15 protein-coding genes are annotated in these 16,941 nt (G+C 52.4%); 7 read left to right on the forward strand and 8 right to left on the reverse strand.

What is annotated here, in order from left to right; translation table 11 throughout:
• The first annotated feature begins 76 nt into the window (after positions 1–76).
• Both A0W33_RS15710 and A0W33_RS15715 read left to right on the forward strand, forming a co-directional pair.
• Positions 77–2,803: an alpha-L-rhamnosidase-related protein gene (locus tag A0W33_RS15710; protein WP_068839059.1), complete on the forward strand. Its 2,727-nt coding sequence runs from the start codon at positions 77–79 to the stop codon at positions 2,801–2,803.
• Between the two features lie 96 nt (positions 2,804–2,899).
• On the forward strand, positions 2,900–3,943 hold the full coding sequence (locus A0W33_RS15715) for an endonuclease/exonuclease/phosphatase family protein (RefSeq protein WP_229802317.1): 1,044 nt from the start codon (positions 2,900–2,902) through the stop codon (positions 3,941–3,943).
• Between the two features lie 64 nt (positions 3,944–4,007).
• On the opposite strand, the gene A0W33_RS15720 is transcribed toward A0W33_RS15715, so the two are convergent.
• From A0W33_RS15720 to A0W33_RS15735, 4 genes are all read right to left on the reverse strand, one after another.
• On the reverse strand, positions 4,008–5,939 hold the full coding sequence (locus A0W33_RS15720; protein ID WP_229802327.1) for a M13 family metallopeptidase: 1,932 nt from the start codon (positions 5,937–5,939) through the stop codon (positions 4,008–4,010).
• Between the two features lie 269 nt (positions 5,940–6,208).
• Positions 6,209–7,282, reverse strand: a complete 1,074-nt coding sequence (locus tag A0W33_RS15725; protein ID WP_068839060.1) for a proline iminopeptidase-family hydrolase — start codon at positions 7,280–7,282, stop codon at positions 6,209–6,211.
• Positions 7,283–7,458: 176 nt separating this feature from the next.
• A complete protein-coding gene (locus A0W33_RS15730; protein WP_068839061.1) occupies positions 7,459–7,950 on the reverse strand; it encodes a DUF2231 domain-containing protein in 492 nt (163 codons plus the stop codon).
• Position 7,951: 1 nt separating this feature from the next.
• Positions 7,952–8,269 (reverse strand): hypothetical protein, encoded by a 318-nt coding sequence (locus tag A0W33_RS15735; RefSeq protein ID WP_068839062.1) that lies wholly within the window; start codon positions 8,267–8,269, stop codon positions 7,952–7,954.
• A 560-nt stretch (positions 8,270–8,829) separates the two neighbouring features.
• On the opposite strand from A0W33_RS15735, the gene A0W33_RS15740 reads away from it, so the two are divergent.
• Positions 8,830–9,723 (forward strand): cyanophycinase, encoded by an 894-nt coding sequence (locus A0W33_RS15740; protein WP_068839063.1) that lies wholly within the window; start codon positions 8,830–8,832, stop codon positions 9,721–9,723.
• Positions 9,724–9,732: 9 nt separating this feature from the next.
• Positions 9,733–10,134 carry a hypothetical protein gene (locus tag A0W33_RS15745; RefSeq protein ID WP_229802318.1) on the forward strand — a complete coding sequence of 134 codons (402 nt, stop codon included), beginning with the start codon at positions 9,733–9,735 and terminating at the stop codon, positions 10,132–10,134.
• A 248-nt stretch (positions 10,135–10,382) separates the two neighbouring features.
• On the opposite strand, the gene A0W33_RS15750 is transcribed toward A0W33_RS15745, so the two are convergent.
• Positions 10,383–11,927: an N-acyl-D-amino-acid deacylase family protein gene (locus tag A0W33_RS15750; RefSeq protein ID WP_229802319.1), complete on the reverse strand. Its 1,545-nt coding sequence runs from the start codon at positions 11,925–11,927 to the stop codon at positions 10,383–10,385.
• Positions 11,928–12,020: 93 nt separating this feature from the next.
• Here A0W33_RS15750 and A0W33_RS15755 point away from each other — a divergent pair, with 93 nt between their 5' ends.
• The 3 genes from A0W33_RS15755 to A0W33_RS20970 all read left to right on the forward strand — a co-directional run bounded on the left by A0W33_RS15755 (position 12,021) and on the right by A0W33_RS20970 (position 14,713).
• A complete protein-coding gene (locus A0W33_RS15755) occupies positions 12,021–13,133 on the forward strand; it encodes an acyloxyacyl hydrolase (protein ID WP_068839064.1) in 1,113 nt (370 codons plus the stop codon).
• A gap of 162 nt (positions 13,134–13,295) precedes the next feature.
• On the forward strand, positions 13,296–14,384 hold the full coding sequence (locus tag A0W33_RS15760) for a PAS domain-containing sensor histidine kinase (RefSeq protein WP_068839065.1): 1,089 nt from the start codon (positions 13,296–13,298) through the stop codon (positions 14,382–14,384).
• Positions 14,385–14,548: 164 nt separating this feature from the next.
• The gene (locus A0W33_RS20970) at positions 14,549–14,713 is read left to right on the forward strand and encodes a hypothetical protein (protein ID WP_157578068.1); all 165 of its coding nucleotides are present in this window, start codon (positions 14,549–14,551) and stop codon (positions 14,711–14,713) included.
• Between the two features lie 26 nt (positions 14,714–14,739).
• Here the strand turns inward: A0W33_RS20970 and A0W33_RS15765 are convergent, their stop codons facing one another.
• From A0W33_RS15765 to A0W33_RS15775, 3 genes are all read right to left on the reverse strand, one after another.
• Positions 14,740–15,489 carry a DUF72 domain-containing protein gene (locus A0W33_RS15765; RefSeq protein ID WP_082815274.1) on the reverse strand — a complete coding sequence of 250 codons (750 nt, stop codon included), beginning with the start codon at positions 15,487–15,489 and terminating at the stop codon, positions 14,740–14,742.
• A gap of 108 nt (positions 15,490–15,597) precedes the next feature.
• A complete protein-coding gene (locus A0W33_RS15770; RefSeq protein WP_068839066.1) occupies positions 15,598–16,329 on the reverse strand; it encodes a J domain-containing protein in 732 nt (243 codons plus the stop codon).
• Positions 16,330–16,446: 117 nt separating this feature from the next.
• Positions 16,447–16,779, reverse strand: a complete 333-nt coding sequence (locus tag A0W33_RS15775) for a hypothetical protein (RefSeq protein WP_068839067.1) — start codon at positions 16,777–16,779, stop codon at positions 16,447–16,449.
• Between the last annotated feature and the right edge of the window lie 162 nt (positions 16,780–16,941).

Consider the following 16,941-nt stretch of genomic DNA (forward strand, 5'->3'; position numbering starts at 1 on the left):
GTGTAGGAAGGAAACGTGCTGAAGCTAGTATAGCAGCGGTTAGATGGTTATCTTGGGGCTCTAAAATGAAGCTTGAATGAAATCACTTCCTATAAAATCAAGTATACTGTTCTCGTTGCTGGCCATTAGCAGCTGCCAAACACAGAAGCCCGCGGCAACAGGCAGTGTTCAACATTCAGGGGCAGCGCGTTCGGCAAACCCCATCTGGCAGTCTGAGGCCTACACTATTTACCCTGACAGCGTGGTGCAGGGGGAGCATGTGGCACGGGTGCTTTCGCCCACGGAGCTGAATTCCAACTACCAGAGTCCGGCAAATGAATTTCAGAACCCGCGTATCACCTTTAAGTTCGCCATCAACGGGCGCGATAACGAGATGAAAGCTGGCGTGGATCACCACTTTAACTGCCTCAGCAAAAACTGCGAAACACCGGTGATTACTTTCGGAAAGCAGTATAGCGACACCACCGCCATACCGAACAATGTGTACCTGGCGCCTGATGCCGCCATGAAGGTACGGCTGGACATGCGCCCGGTACTGCAGGCGTTTGAGAAGCAGGGTTTTTATACTTCGCCTACGGGAGACAAAATTTATAAGGAGGATTTCAAGGGCGTGTTCATTGCCGGTAGCAACGACCCATTGAGTTGGGACTTCGATAACCTCGGCGGCAAGAAGGAGATGCAGCTGACCGATGCCGACGGCGATGGCATCTATGATATAACCTTGCCGATGAATGCCAGCCGCGAGGAGAATCTGATTGCCCAGCAATGGAAAATGTCGCGCGATGTGTCGGCTTTCCCGCAGTATCAGTCTGACTACCCGGTGGCCGATGCGCTTTATAACCTGGCTATCGAAGAAATGATTAATGCCGTGGAGCCGGACAGCACGTTCCGGACAGGCAAGGAGTGGGCGGGCGTGTGGACGCGTGATATTAGCTACAGTATTATTCTATCCATGGCGCAGCTGCAGCCGCAGGTGTCGAAGTATAGCCTGCTGCGTAAAGTGAAAAACGGGCGCATCGTGCAGGATACCGGCACAGGTGGCGCGTACCCTGTTTCCACGGACCGCATGATCTGGGCCGTGGCGGCCTGGGAAGTATACAAGGCCACCGGCGATCAGGAGTGGCTACGAAACACTTACCAGATCATCAAGAACTCCCTGGAAGATGATTACAAGAACGCGTATGATCCGGAAACGGGCTTAGTGCGGGGTGAATCCTCTTTCCTGGACTGGCGCGAGCAGACGTACCCGCGCTGGATGCAACCCGCCGATATCTACACCTCCCAAAACCTGGGCACAAACGCGGTCCATTACCAAGCCAACATGGTGGCGGCAAGTATGGCCGAGTTGCTGAACGATAAAGCCAGTGCAGCGATGTTCACGCAGGTGGCTCAGCGCATTAAAGCAGGTATGAACGAGCACCTGTGGCAGGAAGAAAAGGGTTATTACGGGCAGTACCTGTACGGCCGAAACTATATGATTCTTTCGCCACGGGCAGAGGCGCTGGGGGAGGCGCTAAGTGTGCTGTTTGGCGTAGCTGACGCTGAGCGAAGCAAAACCATCGTAGCCAACACGCCTGTTACTGATTTTGGCATTCCAAGCATTTACCCCCAGATTCCAGGCATTCCGCCTTACCACAACAACGGCATCTGGCCCTTTGTGCAGTCGTACTGGAGTTTGGCCGCGGCCAAAGCCGGTAACGAGAAAGCCCTGACCGAGAGCATCAGCGCCATCTACCGCCCCGCCGCCCTGTTCCTGACAAACAAGGAGAACTTTGTTGCCGCTAACGGCGATTATGCCGGAACACAGATTAACTCCAGCAACATGCTTTGGAGCCTGGCCGGCAGTTTAAGTATGGTGTACAAGGCTTTATTCGGGATGGATTTTAGGGCAGACAAACTGGTGCTGCAACCCTTCGTGCCGGAGGCCTTCGCCGGCAACCGCAAACTCACAAATTACAAGTATAGGGATGCTGTGCTGAACATCGAAATGAACGGCTACGGCAACCAGATCAAATCCATCACCATGGATGGTAAACCGCTGCAAAACCCGGAGATTCCCGCTACCCTAACGGGCAGCCATACTATCGTAATTGAACTGGCGAACAACACGGTAGGAGGAGAGGTGAACCATACGGTTGATTATACTTCGCCGGAAACGCCGAAGGTAACCTACAGTGCAGGCACGTTACGTTGGCCAGCGGTTGACGGAGCCGTGGCTTACCAGGTATTCCAGAACGGGCAGGAACTGGAGAAGACGCAAAATACAAGCCTGGCCGTAAAGCCTGCGGGCTATGCCGAGTACATGGTGCTGGCCGTGGACGAAAAGGGCGTTACCTCCTTTGGCAGTGAGCCGGTGGTGGTGGTGCCGGACAAGTATAAACTGGTGTATGAGCTGGAGAAATCGGCGCCTAAAGCCAGTCTGCCCTACCGCGATTACTCCGGCAGTAGCTTTGTGGAGATCAGCAAAAAACGAAACTCAAGTATAAAAGTTGACGTGGTGGTGCCGGAAGCAGGAACTTACGCCATCGACTTCCGCTATGCCAACGGCAACGGCCCGATCAACACCGAAAACAAGGCTGCCATCCGTACCCTGAAAAAAGGAGGAGAGGCTGTGGGCACCATTGTGCTGCCACAGCGCGGCACTGACGAGTGGAGCAACTGGGGCTACACGAATGCCGTGGAGGTACCGCTGCAGAAAGGCCGCCACACCATTTCCCTCACGTTTGAGCCGCACAACGAGAACATGAACGGAGAAACAAACCAGGCCATGGTGGACCTGATGCGGCTAGTGAAGGTGAAATAAAAGGCAGCCGTACCCACAGGTGCGTTCTAAAGCAGGAGAGGCAGCCGGTGGGCGTTTTCAGGAACGCTTGCTCCGGCTGCTCCGTAAGCAAGCAGTGTGACAGGAGGCACTGAGGCCTCTTGCAACTCTTTGCTGGTGCACGCTGTAAAACGTCTTTTCTTCTACCTGGTACTGCTGGCAAGCGTCCTGCTCATACTCCTGACTATGGCCTCGCTGCTGTACAATGTGCCTTTGTGGTACCTTAAGGTGCTCGATTTTCCGAGGGTGCAGGTACTTGTGGCACTGCTAATTTGCCTGTTGCTGCTGTTCATTGTGGCGCGTAAAAGAACCTTTTCCTTTTGGCTGCTGACGGGCGGTTTGGTTGTAAGTGTTTTGTTGCAGGCCCTCTACATCTATCCCTACACACCGCTTGCACAGAAAACGGTGCCCGATGCCATACTTCCTGCAACCGCAAAACAGGCAAAGGTCAGCTTGCTGCTGGCCAACGTGTGGATGAAGAACGACCAGGCCCAGGCGCTGCTGGAGATCATCCTAACATCAGATCCAGACCTGGTATTAGCCACGGAGACGAACAAGTGGTGGACAGACCAATTAGCCGCCTTGTCCGGCACCTATCCCTACCGGGTTATTTACCCGCTGGATAACACCTACGGCATGGCCCTCTACTCCAAATACCCTTTGGAAGAGGCAAAGATAAAGTTCCTGAACTACGAGAATGTGCCCTCAATCCATACCAACGTCAGGCTACCGGGCGGAGCGCTGTTCAGCCTGCACGCCATGCATCCGGTGCCGCCTGTGCCAAGCAAACTGCCCGGAAAAGTAAATGAAGAAGAAGTGGCCCTGCTGAAAGTAGGGGATATGCTCGCTCAGCGAAGCCTCCCGGTGGTGGTAGCCGGCGATTTCAATGATGTGGCCTGGTCGGAGACAAACCGTTTGTTTGGGATCAGGAGCGGATTAGGCGATGTGCGCGTAGGGAGGGGGCTCTACAACTCGTTTAACGCCCACTCCCCGATTTTCCGCTGGCCGCTGGACCATGTCTATGTTTCAGGCGAGTTCAGCGTGATGGAGCTGGAGCGGCTGTCTGGCTTTGGCTCAGACCATTTTCCGATTTACGTCAGCCTTGTTTTGGAGACAGAGTAGACACGATAAAAAAAGCCGCCCAGCATTTCTGCTGAGCGGCTTTTCTATTTTAACCGGGCCATACTTACCAGAGTCTGATTCTGTCTTCCGGCGCTATATACAGCTTGTCGCCTGGCTTCACGTTAAACGCTTCGTACCACGCATCCATGTTCACTGGCGCACCAATGGTACGGAACTCCCCAGGAGAGTGTGAGTCCGTCACGATCTGCTGTGCAGCAGCCTCAGGAAGGATATTGCCTCTCCAAACCTGTGCCCAGGCCAGGAAGAAACGCTGATCCGGCGTAAAGCCGTTGATCTTCTCGTTTGATTTGCCCTGCTCGGTCATTTTAAAGGCTTCGTACGCAGCGCTTAGGCCACCCAGGTCACCAATGTTCTCACCCAGCGTCAGCTTACCGTTCACGTGAACCGTGTCCAGTACTGTATAAGCATTGTACTGTTTTACCAGCGCAGCAGCTTTCTCTTCAAATCTGGCGCGATCCTCTTCTGTCCACCAGTTGCGCAGGTTACCGTCTTTGTCGTATTGGCTGCCAGAGTCGTCAAAGCCATGAGAGATCTCGTGGCCGATCACCGCGCCGATACCGCCGTAGTTCACCGCATCATCCGCATTCGGATCAAAGAACGGGAATTGCAGGATACCCGCAGGGAACACAATCTCGTTCATCACCGGGCTGTAGTAGGCATTTACCGTAGGTGCCGTCATGCCCCACTTGCTTCTGTCCACGGGCTTGCCCAACTGGCTGATCATGTCGTTGTAGCCCCACTGGCCGGCGTTGCGCACGTTCTGGAAGAAGGTTTTGCGGTTGATAGCCAGACCATCGTATGGCTTCCACTTATCCGGGTAGCCAACTTTTGGTGTAAAGGCGTGCAGCTTGGCAAGTGCTTTCTCTTTGGTTGTGGCGCTCATCCAATCCAGGTTGTTGATACGGATCTCGTATGCTTTCACCAGGTTGCTGATCATCTCTTCCATTCTGGCTTTCGCCTCTGGCTTAAAGTGCTTCTTCACGTACAGCTGCCCCAGCAAATCGCCGATAGTGCCGTCAGTCAGAGACGACATACGCTGCCAGCGCGGTGTCTGTACCTTCTGGCCAGACAATGCCTGCGAGTAAGCGAAGTTCGCGTCTACGAAAGCAGAACTTAAGTATGGCGCCGAAGACTTCAGCACGTTCCACTGCAGGTATGTTTGCCAGTCGGTTACCGGCGTGTTCTTTAGCAGGCCATCCAACTCCTTAAAGAAGGCCGGGTTGTTTACCAGCACTGTATCTTGTCCGGTTACCTTCATCTTGGCCATCAACGGCTTCCAATCGATGTTTGGCGTGGTTTTGCTGAAATCGGCAACGGCAAACTTATTGTAAGTTTTGTACGGATCACGCATCTCCACGCGGGCCATTTGCGCCTGGGCCATTTTCTTCTCCAGGTTGAAAACAGTCTCTGCGTTTTGCTGTGCTTTCGCCTTCGGAACGCCTGTTAACGTGAACAAGGTGGTGATATAGTTCTTTAGCGCTTCCTGTATTTTCTGGCTGCGCGCATCGTCTTTCAGATAATAGTCACGGTCTGGCAGGGTAGTACCGCCCTGGCTGAACTGAGGAATCATCACTTCCACGTTCTTGCGGTCCTGGCCTACGTAGAAGCCGAACATCGGCGATCCGGCACCTGTGGTTCTAAGCGTTGCCACCTCGTTCAGCACGCCTTTCACGTCTTTTACAGCGCCTACTCTTTTCAGGTCTGCTTTGATGGGCGTGTAACCCAGCTTCTCGATCGTCGCGCTATCCATACCTGCGGCATAAAAATCGCCCACACGCTTCTCAACCGATCCGGCAGGGGCTTTCTTGTTCGCGGCAGCTTCTTTCAGGATGTCCTGTACGGCTTTAATGTTAAAGTCGCGCAGCAGGTTAAAGCTTCCCCAGCGGGTCTCCTTCGCCGGAACCGGGTTGTTCTTCAGCCACGCACCGCTGGCGTACTGGTAAAAGTCATCGCCCGGCTTCACAGACAGGTCCATGTTATCGCGGTCGATAAACTCCTTCTTTTCCTGTGCCGAGGCATCCAGGCCATAAAAAGAGGCCGCTCCGAACAGAAGCAGGCGCAGGTAGTTTTTGCCCGTTGCCAGGCGATTAGTTTTTGCTTTTGACATAAGGTGTGTTAGTAGTAGACTGGTTTGACTAACTGCTGATGGAAAGGTTTAATCCCAAAGCAGCGGCTAAAAGTAAGGTTTTGCAGTGAAATTTCAGTAGCGTAACAACAAGATTGTAGCTTTTGGTGCCCTTTATCCTAATTTTTAGCCGCTGCCTGTGCTTTGTCTACTGCTTTAATGAATTTTACCAATCCGCTGAAGTATGTTTTCTGGTCGTCGTAAAAGGCCATGTGGCTTCCTTTGGGGCAATGCAGGTAGGTGCCGTTCTGTACTTGCGAAGCCATCCACTTCATGTGCTCCGGATCCATGGTGTCGTGCTGCCCTCCAATGGTGAGTGTAGGCACTGTTATCTTCGACAGATCACCGGAACGATACCAGTTCTTCAGTGAGGCGTTTCCGGTAATGCCGAATTCGCTGTGGCCCTGCATCTGCACGTACACTGTCTGGTTCATGTGGGCAAACATTCTGTTCACCGGGTCCGGCCATTCCTCCACCGGCATGCGCAGGGCGTGTTTGGTGTAAAAGTGGGGCAGCAGCAGCTCCATGTAGCGCGGGTTGCTGAAGTCGTTGTTCGCCTCTATCCGCTTTAATTCGGCCAGCACGGCAGGGGGCATTTGCGGCCCCAGCACCTCCTCGGCATACTTGTTATACGCCGGCACACTCGACATCATGTTAGAGATAATCAGGCCTTTCATTTTGTCCTGGTGCTGCAGCGCGTATTCCATGGCCAGAATGCCGCCCCAGGAGTGTCCCAGCAGGTAAAGGTTGCTCTCATCCAGGTTCAGGGCCTGCCGTACCTGCTCCACTTCCTCCACAAAGCGCTGGGTGTTCCAGAGGCTGGTGTCGTTGGGCTGGTCGCTGTAATGGGAGCCCAGTTGGTCGTAATAGTAATACTCAATGCCTTCCTCGGGCAGGTAGCTGTCGAAGCACTCAAAGGCCTCGTGCGTTCCACCGGGGCCACCGTGCAGGAGTAGCAGCTTCATGCGCGGGTTGTTGCCCGTACGCTTTGTCCATACTTTAAAATCGCCCTTGGGTGTGTTGATGGTGATCATTTTAACGCCGCCGGTAAACTCGTCGTCCCTGCCGGAGCTGTCGAGGTAATTCGCCGTGGCGGTGGGCAGTGCCTCAGCGGTGAGCGGCTCTTGCTGGCTGCTGCAGGATTGGGTAAGCAGCAGGCCCAGGCAAAGGAAAAGATAGCAGATTTTTTTCATGCGCGTTTCGTTTAAATGGCTTTTAAGGTCGGGTTCAAAACAGAAAGGAAAGCAATATACGCATTATTAGACACTGGTTATAGCAGGCGCAGCGGGAGTAAGCAGTTGGCTAAAACAGGAAATCCCTGCAGCAGGAGGCTACAGGGATTTCTTAAGTATGATTCCGCTCTTTCGTATTAGAAGCCGGCGCAGTCGGCTGTTGGTACAAGCACCCCCCCGGCCTGCTCGTACACCACTTCGGCCCCTGAATGCCCGGCCCTGATCAGAAACCAGATGCCAACCAGCATCAGCAGGGTTACCACCAGGTGAATGCCCTTCGGTTTGAACCTGATCAGATTTAACCGTTGCCCCAGGTCCAGCACTGTTGCCGCCGAGAAGAGGTAGGCCAGGTTGTAGGCCGCTATCTCATGCTGCTTCAGTACGGTGGGGTCGCACAGGTTTCGGGATACAATGCCGTCGGCCAAATCCCCGGTGTATATGCTGACCCAGGCGCCAAGGCACCCAAAATAGAGCATAACAGCTGCCGTCCTCTGCCAGAACGTGTCTTTCGTTTGCCGGATAAACAGGGATACCAGTTTGAAAATGGTGGCAAACAGCAGCAGGGCAATCGGGAAATGAACAGTTAAGGGATGCCAAACCTCTGTACGCCAAAAGTTCGGATCGCTCATGTTATTCCACTATTCGTACCGCGATGGGCTCCAGGCGCTGCCCCACTTTCTCTACTTCAACCTCTACCTGTCCGCCTTCCTTCAGCTGATCAAAAGCAACAGTCTCGCCGTTTCTGGTAAGCGTGGTGCTTTCGGTGAAGTATAGCTCCAGCAGTTTTCCGTCTGTGGTTTTAACGTAAATCTCTGTTTTTTCAGGCTCTACCTCGTGCAGTGTACCCGCATAGGTGCCAGATTCTACCACGTCAGTGCTCTGCTCGCACGAGTAAAGTAGTGGCAATAAGAACAGAAGCGCCAGCAAAAGTGATTTGTAATTCGTCATGGTTGTGTTGTTGTTAGTGTTTTGATTATGATTAAATACAGATAAAGCTTTATATATATCTATTTACGAAATACTATGTTTGCGTTACGGGATATTTACTGTCTTGTTCGGTGCTTTGACAGAAAGCAACCTAGAAAGCATAAATTTAGTCACAGTGCCGCAGCGATACAACCCTAAGCCCATTCATTCCTCACAAATCTGATAATTAACTTTGAAGAGGCGCTACAGTCGGTTGCTACACCAGCAGGGCATAGTATGGCTAGCAAGGATAACCCTTTAAGGCTTGCGCGCAAAGAAGCATACATCTATCAAATATTAAATCCTGTTGCCATGGCATTGGATAAGGCGGCACGCACTTTCCCGAATAAACACTGTGGTAAATACGTACACTGCAGGAAATACCTATTTTACCACCCTTTGTTAACTGTCTTTTTAGCGGGGCGTATAGGGTGTAAGTCAACAGGAAATGATAGTGGTGTTTTTTACCTTCTCGAGTCACTCCATACGAGGCACCTTCCGTTGACCGGTTCAAAATTTTAACCCACACCAGACTAAGTTTTATGGCGAAGAGAAAAGTATCTGACCGACATAAAGAGCATCAGGAGGCCCCGGTGCCAAAGGGACGACTCCTTGCTATTGGGGGCAAAGAAGACAAGGGAGAAGGAGATTTGAAAGACACGCAAGAGAAGAATGTGGATTTCGAAAGTGAGCAGATCCTTAAATTCTTTATTGATAAACTACCCGGAACCGACCCGCTGGTGGTGTTGATACCGACGGCATCTACCGTGCCAGAGGAAATAGTGAAAGACTATAAAGCAGGGTTTTCAAGATTCGGATTTAACAATTTAGAAGTACTGGACATTCGCACCCGTGCTGATGCCCAGGATCCGGCGCACCTGGAATTGATAGAGAAGGCGGGCGGTATTTTCTTTACCGGCGGTGACCAGTTGCGCCTGACGGCTATACTTGGCGGCACACCCGTGCTGGAACTCATGAAAGAGCGCTACACCTACGATGACATTCTGATTGCGGGTACAAGTGCCGGTGCCACGGCGATGTCAACCCCTATGATTTACGAGGTGATGACCCACGGCGGTTTCCTGAAAGGAGATGTCCGGATCACGACCGGGCTGGAGTTCCTGAAAAACATTGCCATCGATACGCACTTCATCGAACGTGGCCGCATTGTGCGCATGGCACAGGCCATTTCTACCAACCCGGGATGTATAGGTATTGGGTTAGAGGAAGACACCGCTATTTATGTGCTGGAGGGAAGGGAACTGGAAGTGATTGGCAGCGGCCTCATTACCATCGTAGACGGCATGCGCCTTACCAGTACCACTATTCATGAGATAGGATCGGGGGAGCCCTTCTCGGTACGCGATCTAAAGGTGCACCTGCTGGCATGCGGAGAGCGCTACTCCATCAAGACATACGACCAGTTGCACATTTAAGCTTTTGCCGTGGCCTTACCAAAACCGAAGCTGCAGGTAGTTTCCATACTTCAGGGGCTGTACTGGCTGGTAACTGGTATCTGGCCCTTTGTGCACCTGCCTAGCTTTCTGTGGGTAACAGGTCCCAAAGAAGACATCTGGCTTTTGTACACTGTAAGTGTACTCATTACGGTTATTGGTGGAGTTCTCTTAGCCGCAGGGCTCCGCAAACATGTAACGCAGGAAATTAAGTGGCTGGGTATAGCCAGTGCCGCTGGCCTGACGGGTATAGATGTGTACTACGCCACCAACGATGTCATCTGGGATGTGTACCTGTTAGATGCCATAGGGGAGGTGCTGCTCATTTTGCTGTGGCTTTGGAGCGGAAGTAAAGGGATGTGGACGGCGCATGCGGCGAAAGACAGAGGCTGAAAAATCCTTACAGTACAAGTGCCATACAATACATCCGCCTGTTCCTTGCGTCAACAAAATACTTTTCCCACACTTGACCAAGCCTGATCTCTCCAACCCAAATTATACCTGGTTTATTGCTACAGCGCTTGTTTCTGCACGTGGTTGCAAGCGGACGCTTACGCAGGAGTCTATTCAAGTATTTATTCTACTTAATGTAATTAATAAGCTGATAATGAAGTAACCAAAGTATAGCAAAGAGTGAATTTCTAAATTCCTTTCATCAGCACCTTCCCGGCTCTTTCTTCAGTAAAGCTTTCCCCTTCTTTGGCCACTTTTCCATTCACAAGCACATACCGGAAGCCAGTGGCTAATTGGCGTGGCTCCTCATACGTGGCCTCTTCCTTTATCTCAGAGGGCTTGAACAGCAGTATGTCGGCTTTGTAGCCCTGCCTGATGAGTCCGCGCTTCGGTATGCCGATGGTTTGGGCGGGAAGTCCTGTCATTTTCCAGATGGCCTGCTCCAACGGCATCAGCTTTTTAGTTAGCACGTAGGTTTGGATTACTTTGGCATGTGTCCCAAAACTCCTGGGGTGGTGCATGGAGGGGCTGCCGTCTGTGCATACCATAATGTACGGGTCCTTTAAAAAAGCTTCCTGAAGCGCCTCATCCATAATGAAATAAGCACCGCTGGCACCGTAGGGACCTATGTCTTCCATCAGCACATCTTGGTAAGGCTTGTTCAGCTCCTGCGCAATTCGGGCCAAAGTCTTTCCTTTGTAAGGACCGGATCCGATGAGGGTGGCCTCCGGGCCGTTGCGCTTTGTTATCTTTTCTTTCAGGAAGGTGCGCAGCTCGTTTTTGCGTGTTCGCAGCACCTGCTGGTAATCGTTCGGCTTCTGCGCCCACTCCGGAAAGAGGATGGAGATGCCTGTATAGCTGGCGGTATACGGATAAAAGTCTGCTGTTACGTCTATGCCCTTCGCCCGTGCGCTGTCCAGCAGTTGCAGGATCTCGGCCGCACGCGCTTCGCCTTTCCCGTACACCACTTTTATGTGCGACACGTGGACCGGACAATGCTCCCCTTGTGCCAGCAACTCACGAATAGAGGCTTCAACAAAAGCATCATCTTCGTTGCGCATGTGGCTCATTATGATGCCGTTATTTGCACCAACCACTTTAGCCAAACGGTTTAGTTCGTTACTGCTGGCATAAAGCCCGGGTGTGTACTCCAGTCCCGTTGTCAGGCCGAAGCAGCCGGCGGCCATGGCCTGTGCCAGCAGCTTCTCCATGGCCACCAAATTGGCTTCGGCGGGAACGGTATCGTAGCCCACCCCGGAAAGCAGGCGCAGCGTGTTGTGCCCGGCAAACGGGGCAACGTTTACAGCAGGCTGTACCTGGTTTACCGAGTCAATCCATACTTGCAGGTTCTCGTGCTCAGGGCTGAAACCGTCCTGTCCCAGGGTGATGGTGGTTATGCCCATGGCTATGAAGTTTTGGAACTCAGGCGTCTTGATCGGGTCACCGTGCGCATGGGTGTCGATAAAGCCGGGTGTCAGGGTAAGGCCCCTGGCGTCGATCACTTTTGCGGCTGAGAAGGTAGCGGTGGTGTCCCGTTCGATCAGTGCAATGGAGTCGCCGGCCAGCAGGATGTGGGCCGTATAAGCTGCCTCGCCGGTGCCATCCACCACCGTGGCGTTCTTCACGAAAACATCGTACGTCACCTCTTGCTGCTGTTGCTGACAGGCTGCCGAAAGTGTAACCAGTGCGGCGAGTGCCACCAGGTTTTGAAAGAAGGTTTTCTGTTTCTTCATCCCGAAAGATAATTTATCTACAGCAGAAACAATAGCCGCCGCTTTTCTGAAATCGAAAATTAAACCGCTTTCTTTGCAAGGAATACTTACGTGATGATGCGGCGTTTACTACTGATATCCATACTTATACTTGTGCAACTAGCCCTGGGCGGACCCGCAGCCAAGGCGCAGGCGCCCGCGGCAAAAGAGCCGTGGTCGTTTGGGGCGAATGGCTATTACGGCGCGCTGTTCCGGTACCGCAGCGGCACAGATGCGCTTAATTTTACCCACCCGGTGGCTGTAGAGGTGTATGCCCACCGCCACACGCTGGGCAAGCGCCCCTGGGAGCGGGCGTTCAACCTTCCGCAGATCGGGTTGGCGCTGTCGTACTACAACTACGGCGTGCCCGATGAGCTGGGCGAGGCGGCATCGCTGACTGCTTACCTCGACAACAGCATTTTTAAATTCCGGAAAAGCAGCCTCCGCCTGAACCTTGGCACAGGGCTGGTGTACGCCACCCGCCACTATACGCCCGCCGAGAATGAGTTGAACATGGCCATTGGCAGTGCCTTTACCTTTGCGTTGCGGGGTACGCTGCGCTATGAGATTCCGCTGCAGGAGCGGCTGACGCTGAACCTGAACTTCGCGTTCCGCCACTTCTCCAACGGCGCTTTGAACAAGCCGAACAACGGCATGAATTTCCCCCTACTGGGCGTGGGGCTGCGGTATCAGCCAAGAGAGGTGGAGCTGCTGCCGGAGGCGGGTATCTCGGAAGCAGATTTCGAAAAGCGCATTCGCCTGAACCTGAGGGTAACGGCCGGGGTGAAGGAGGTGCTGTATATTGATGAGAAGCACCCGATTTACAATGTGTCGCTGTATGCGAGCAAGCAACTTACGCAAACCAGTTCGCTGCTGGTGGGCGCGGACGGGTTTCACAACTCCTCTTTCCGGGAGGAGTACATTAAAATCGCTGCGCCGGTGCCCGCTGAGAAAATAGACCCCAGGCTGGCTGGTGTTACACTGGGGCACGAACTGCACCTGGGGGAACTGTCGGTTGTGGTTCAACTGGGGCGCTACCTCTACGAGCCAAACCACCTGTATCCGGATTTCTACCAGCGCTACGGGCTCAAGTATAACCTGACGGATCATGTGTCGGCGAATGTGCTGCTGGTGGCGCACACGAAAACGGCCAATGTAATTGAGTGGGGCGTGGGGCTGCATTTGTAACAAAAAAGGGGAAAAAGCGGTTTCCAGCTTACGCGGGCGTATTTATTTGCCGCTGTCACTACTGTGCCAGGTGAACCATGTAATTGTTCTGCCCGACGCGTTATATAATTCATTATCTTCAACTCTGGAGCGACCATAAAAAAATGCGCTCCTGGAAAAACTATGCCACACATACCTACAGATACAACCATACTCTCGCTCCTGGCGAAACATACCAAGCATCCTACTTTCCTATTTGAAGTAGCGTCCAAACGCCTGGCTTTTATCAATCAGGCGTTTGAAAAGGCCTTTAACATGACGACGGGCACTGAAGTATCACCGGAGGAGCTGCAGCAAGTTGTGCACCCGGAAGACAGGGAGTATGTGCGCGAAGCCTATAAAAGGCTGCTGGAGGAGAAGGATGGAAAAGAAGTAGAGTTCCGCGCGCAACTGCCGGGGCAGCAGGTGCGGTGGTTTTGCCTGACACCCTACATGGCAGGCGATGCTGACGGGAAAGTGTTTGTGGTAGGGTCTGTGGAGGACATTACCGCTTCGCGGCAGTACAACGACTACCTGAAGAAGTACAGCGCGAAGAAAAACTCTATCCTCCATTTGCTGGCCCACGATCTGGCTGGTCCGCTGGGCCTGATTGGCTCTTTATCGGAGGTGCTGGCTGAGGAAACGAGGCAGTACAGAAGCACGGAACTGAACAAGCTTGTTGAGCTCATTGCCAGCACCAGTGCGCACAGCGTAGCCATGATCAAGGACCTCACCAACCATGAGTTTCTGGAGACAACCGGCGTAGACCTGATCAAGCGAAGGGTAAACATGGTCGAGAAATTCAAGGAGGTAATAGAGCAGTACCGCAAGTCTGAGGGAGAGATCAGGAAAACGTTTGTATTCGAACCCTCCTCCGATACGATCTTCGCTGCCCTGGACGATGCCAAGTTTATGCAGGCCATCAACAACCTGATCTCTAACGCCATTAAGTTTACTTACCCCGGGGGCATCATAAGCGTGCGCCTGCAGGAGCGTGCGCAAAGCGTGCTGGTGGAGGTGGAGGACAATGGTGTGGGCATTCCCGAAAAATTCTATGATATCCTGTTCGATAAATTCACCAATGCGCGCCGGCCCGGCCTGAATGGAGAACCTTCCACGGGCTTAGGCATGAGCATTATTAAAATGATTGTAGAGTGGCACAGTGGAGAAATCTGGTTTAAAAGTGAAGAGGGCAAAGGCACGACCTTCTACATCGAGGTTCCGAAAGAGTAACTCCTGATACAGCTGGCCTTAAAGGGGGAAAGCAGCATAATTATAGCAGTAAAAGTATAAGTAAGTATAAGTAAGTATAAGTAAGTATTCTTATTCATTCTTTATTTAAGTATAAATCATTGCCGCCGGTTGCGTATAGTTGAGTTGTAACTATATACAAGCCAGTGGAAAAGAAAATAAAAAATCAGCAGGAATACGACATGGTTGCCGCACGTATAGAGGTTTTGAAAGATGCTGAGGCAAACTCGGAAGAGGAAAGGGAACTGCAGGAGCTAACGCGGCAAATAATCGAATTCGAAAGAAAGAAAGCGTTAACCAAAGAGCGCTAAGGCTGGTGTGGCGGCGTTTGTTCCCCTTATTTTAAATGCTGTACCATTCCGCGTAATTTGTCGGCATCCGTTACCGCATGGCCCTGTATGGTGTTGTTAAAAAACACCCATACTTCTTTTTTATCCTCCAGCCAATCTTTGATCATGTAGGCGTACCGCTCCAGTTTCTCATCAGAGTAAGCTGAGGAATACAGCCGCTCATCGCCATGTAGCCGCAGGTAAGCTGTATTGGTGGTGGTAGCCTCTGTGCCGGCAAAGCGCTTGCCTGCGCTCGCTATCACCAGCGTTATTTTATATTCCCGCAACAGCTCCAGCGATTCTTCGCTAAACCAGGAAACGTGCCGTGCCTCCAGGGCAAAGTCCTGCATTGGGTACTTCTCCCGAAGCGTCCTGTAAAACGACTCAGCCACCAGCCGGTTGTAGCGGAAACTGGCGGCGATCTGCACGAGCACCGGACCCAGCCGCGGCCCCATCAGCAGGTAGCGCGACATGAACTTATCCAGGGGCTCCTCTATATCCACAAATTTCTGCTTGTGCGTCACCTCCTGGTGTAGCTTCGGCGCAAACCGGAAGTGCTCAGGCGTGCTGGCCAGCCACTTCTCGATGGTTTTGGCCATGGTGAAATGGTAAAAACTGCTGTTTATTTCGGTGGCATCGAAGCGGGTGGCATAAAACGGGAGTCGTTCCGCGGATTTTAACTCGGGTGGATACAGCACTTCCTGCCAGCGGTAACTCCAGCCGGATGTGCCAATGTATAGGTTAGGAATAGCTGCCATGTTTTTGCGTTGCTGTAGCAGCGTGTACGGACAGCCAAGTAGGAGGGGTTTGAAATTTTCTCTTTCAGGGCAGCTACTATACTTATATTCCTTGCCAGTAACCTGTTGTTATTTCCTTGCTTTGCGGGTGCGTTTCTCCAGCAGCTTTATCCGCTCCTCAAACTGCTGGGCCACTTCGGCTATAAAGGTCTCGGGCTGTGGATAGGTGGTGAGCACGGTGTAGAGTTGGGATGATTTAGCTTCCTGCAGCGCCTGTTCCAGCTCCTGCTTCTTCTTTTGCAGAAAGGCCAGCATAGCGGCCGGGTTCGCTGCTGTGCCCGGCTTATACGCCACATGCGACATGGCATTGCCGCTGATGATGTGTTCGTAAAAGCCTTTCAACTCGTCCAGATCTCCGCTTTCATACAGATCGTTCAACTGCACCGTCAGAGCGGTGGCCCGCTCACTTTTGTCAGCCTCCTCATTTACAAATTTGTCGGGGTGCACAAGGCGGATCGCATCTTTATAGAGCCGTTTCAGCTCCTGCTGGCTGGCCGTGGCCGGGGTGCTTTTTTCCTGCAGGCCGGTTTCTGTTTTCTGAATTCCCTGCGGCTCCCGGTAATTCTTTCCTTTCTTTTTCTGCGCCAGCCGCTTTGCCATTTTAGCTTTCTTCTGCTGCCGGTACAAGTCGGCCAACTCGTGCAGGCGGTTTAGTTGCACGTGGAGCCTGCTGCGGATCTGCACCACAAAGGTATTTACCTCCCGCTCCGCCTGGCTTAGCTCGGCTTCGAGGGCGGCAATTTCCTTTTCCAGCAGGTTTAGCCGCTTGTCTGGCTGTGGCTCGTATTTCTGCAGCGACATGATTGAAAGATTATACTTGCGGGTGGAGAGAAAATAGAGATTAAGCCTTAACCGGCTGGACCAGACCTATACAGGAAAAGCCTTTTGTCTTGCTACTAACGTCTGGCGCCTCAAATATTATTTGCTGCTGATCCGGATAAAGCCCCGGTCGTAGATTCTCTTCTCAGTCACCTCATCCACCTCATACCACATGTCCACCACGTACTGCGGCGTTTTATAGGTGGTGGCGAATTCCTCCTTGCCGTTGATTGTCTTGTAGTCCAGGATCATCTCATACCCGTCGTGCAGGGCCTTGTAATGTGCCTCGTCCTCGTCATCAAACTCATCCAGATACCCGTTGTACACCTGGTGGTACTTAGTTGTCACCGCCTCGTATACGCGTTGCAGCTCCGACGGGTAAAACGTCATGTAGCCTTCTTCGTCTTTTTTCCAGTTGCCTTCCATTTCCATAGCTGCAAGTTAGGGCAAACAGCCTTCATCCGCCGCATTATTTATCATAATTCCCCACTGGAACTGCTTTAGGCGGGTTTTAAAACAGACAAGCAACCGCTTGAGTAACGAATTATACTTTATGGGCACTACCAGTTGGTCATACTTCACAGTGTTTCGGAA

It is taken from the genome of Pontibacter akesuensis (assembly GCF_001611675.1).
Taxonomy (GTDB): domain Bacteria; phylum Bacteroidota; class Bacteroidia; order Cytophagales; family Hymenobacteraceae; genus Pontibacter; species Pontibacter akesuensis.

Excerpts from the sequence above, each read along its gene's own strand:
- A0W33_RS15765 (WP_082815274.1), bottom strand. The coding sequence starts at position 15,489 with ATGGCAGCTATTCCTAACCTATACATTGGCACATCCGGCTGGAGTTAC.
- A0W33_RS15720 (WP_229802327.1), bottom strand. The coding sequence starts at position 5,939 with ATGGACCTGTCTGTGAAGCCGGGCGATGACTTTTACCAGTACGCCAGC.
- A0W33_RS15730 (WP_068839061.1), bottom strand. The coding sequence starts at position 7,950 with ATGAGCGATCCGAACTTTTGGCGTACAGAGGTTTGGCATCCCTTAACT.
- A0W33_RS15735 (WP_068839062.1), bottom strand. The coding sequence starts at position 8,269 with ATGACGAATTACAAATCACTTTTGCTGGCGCTTCTGTTCTTATTGCCA.
- A0W33_RS15710 (WP_068839059.1), top strand. The coding sequence starts at position 77 with ATGAAATCACTTCCTATAAAATCAAGTATACTGTTCTCGTTGCTGGCC.
- A0W33_RS15775 (WP_068839067.1), bottom strand. The coding sequence starts at position 16,779 with ATGGAAATGGAAGGCAACTGGAAAAAAGACGAAGAAGGCTACATGACG.
- A0W33_RS15770 (WP_068839066.1), bottom strand. The coding sequence starts at position 16,329 with ATGTCGCTGCAGAAATACGAGCCACAGCCAGACAAGCGGCTAAACCTG.
- A0W33_RS15725 (WP_068839060.1), bottom strand. The coding sequence starts at position 7,282 with ATGAAAAAAATCTGCTATCTTTTCCTTTGCCTGGGCCTGCTGCTTACC.
- A0W33_RS15760 (WP_068839065.1), top strand. The coding sequence starts at position 13,296 with ATGCCACACATACCTACAGATACAACCATACTCTCGCTCCTGGCGAAA.
- A0W33_RS15755 (WP_068839064.1), top strand. The coding sequence starts at position 12,021 with ATGATGCGGCGTTTACTACTGATATCCATACTTATACTTGTGCAACTA.
- A0W33_RS15750 (WP_229802319.1), bottom strand. The coding sequence starts at position 11,927 with ATGAAGAAACAGAAAACCTTCTTTCAAAACCTGGTGGCACTCGCCGCA.
- A0W33_RS15740 (WP_068839063.1), top strand. The coding sequence starts at position 8,830 with ATGGCGAAGAGAAAAGTATCTGACCGACATAAAGAGCATCAGGAGGCC.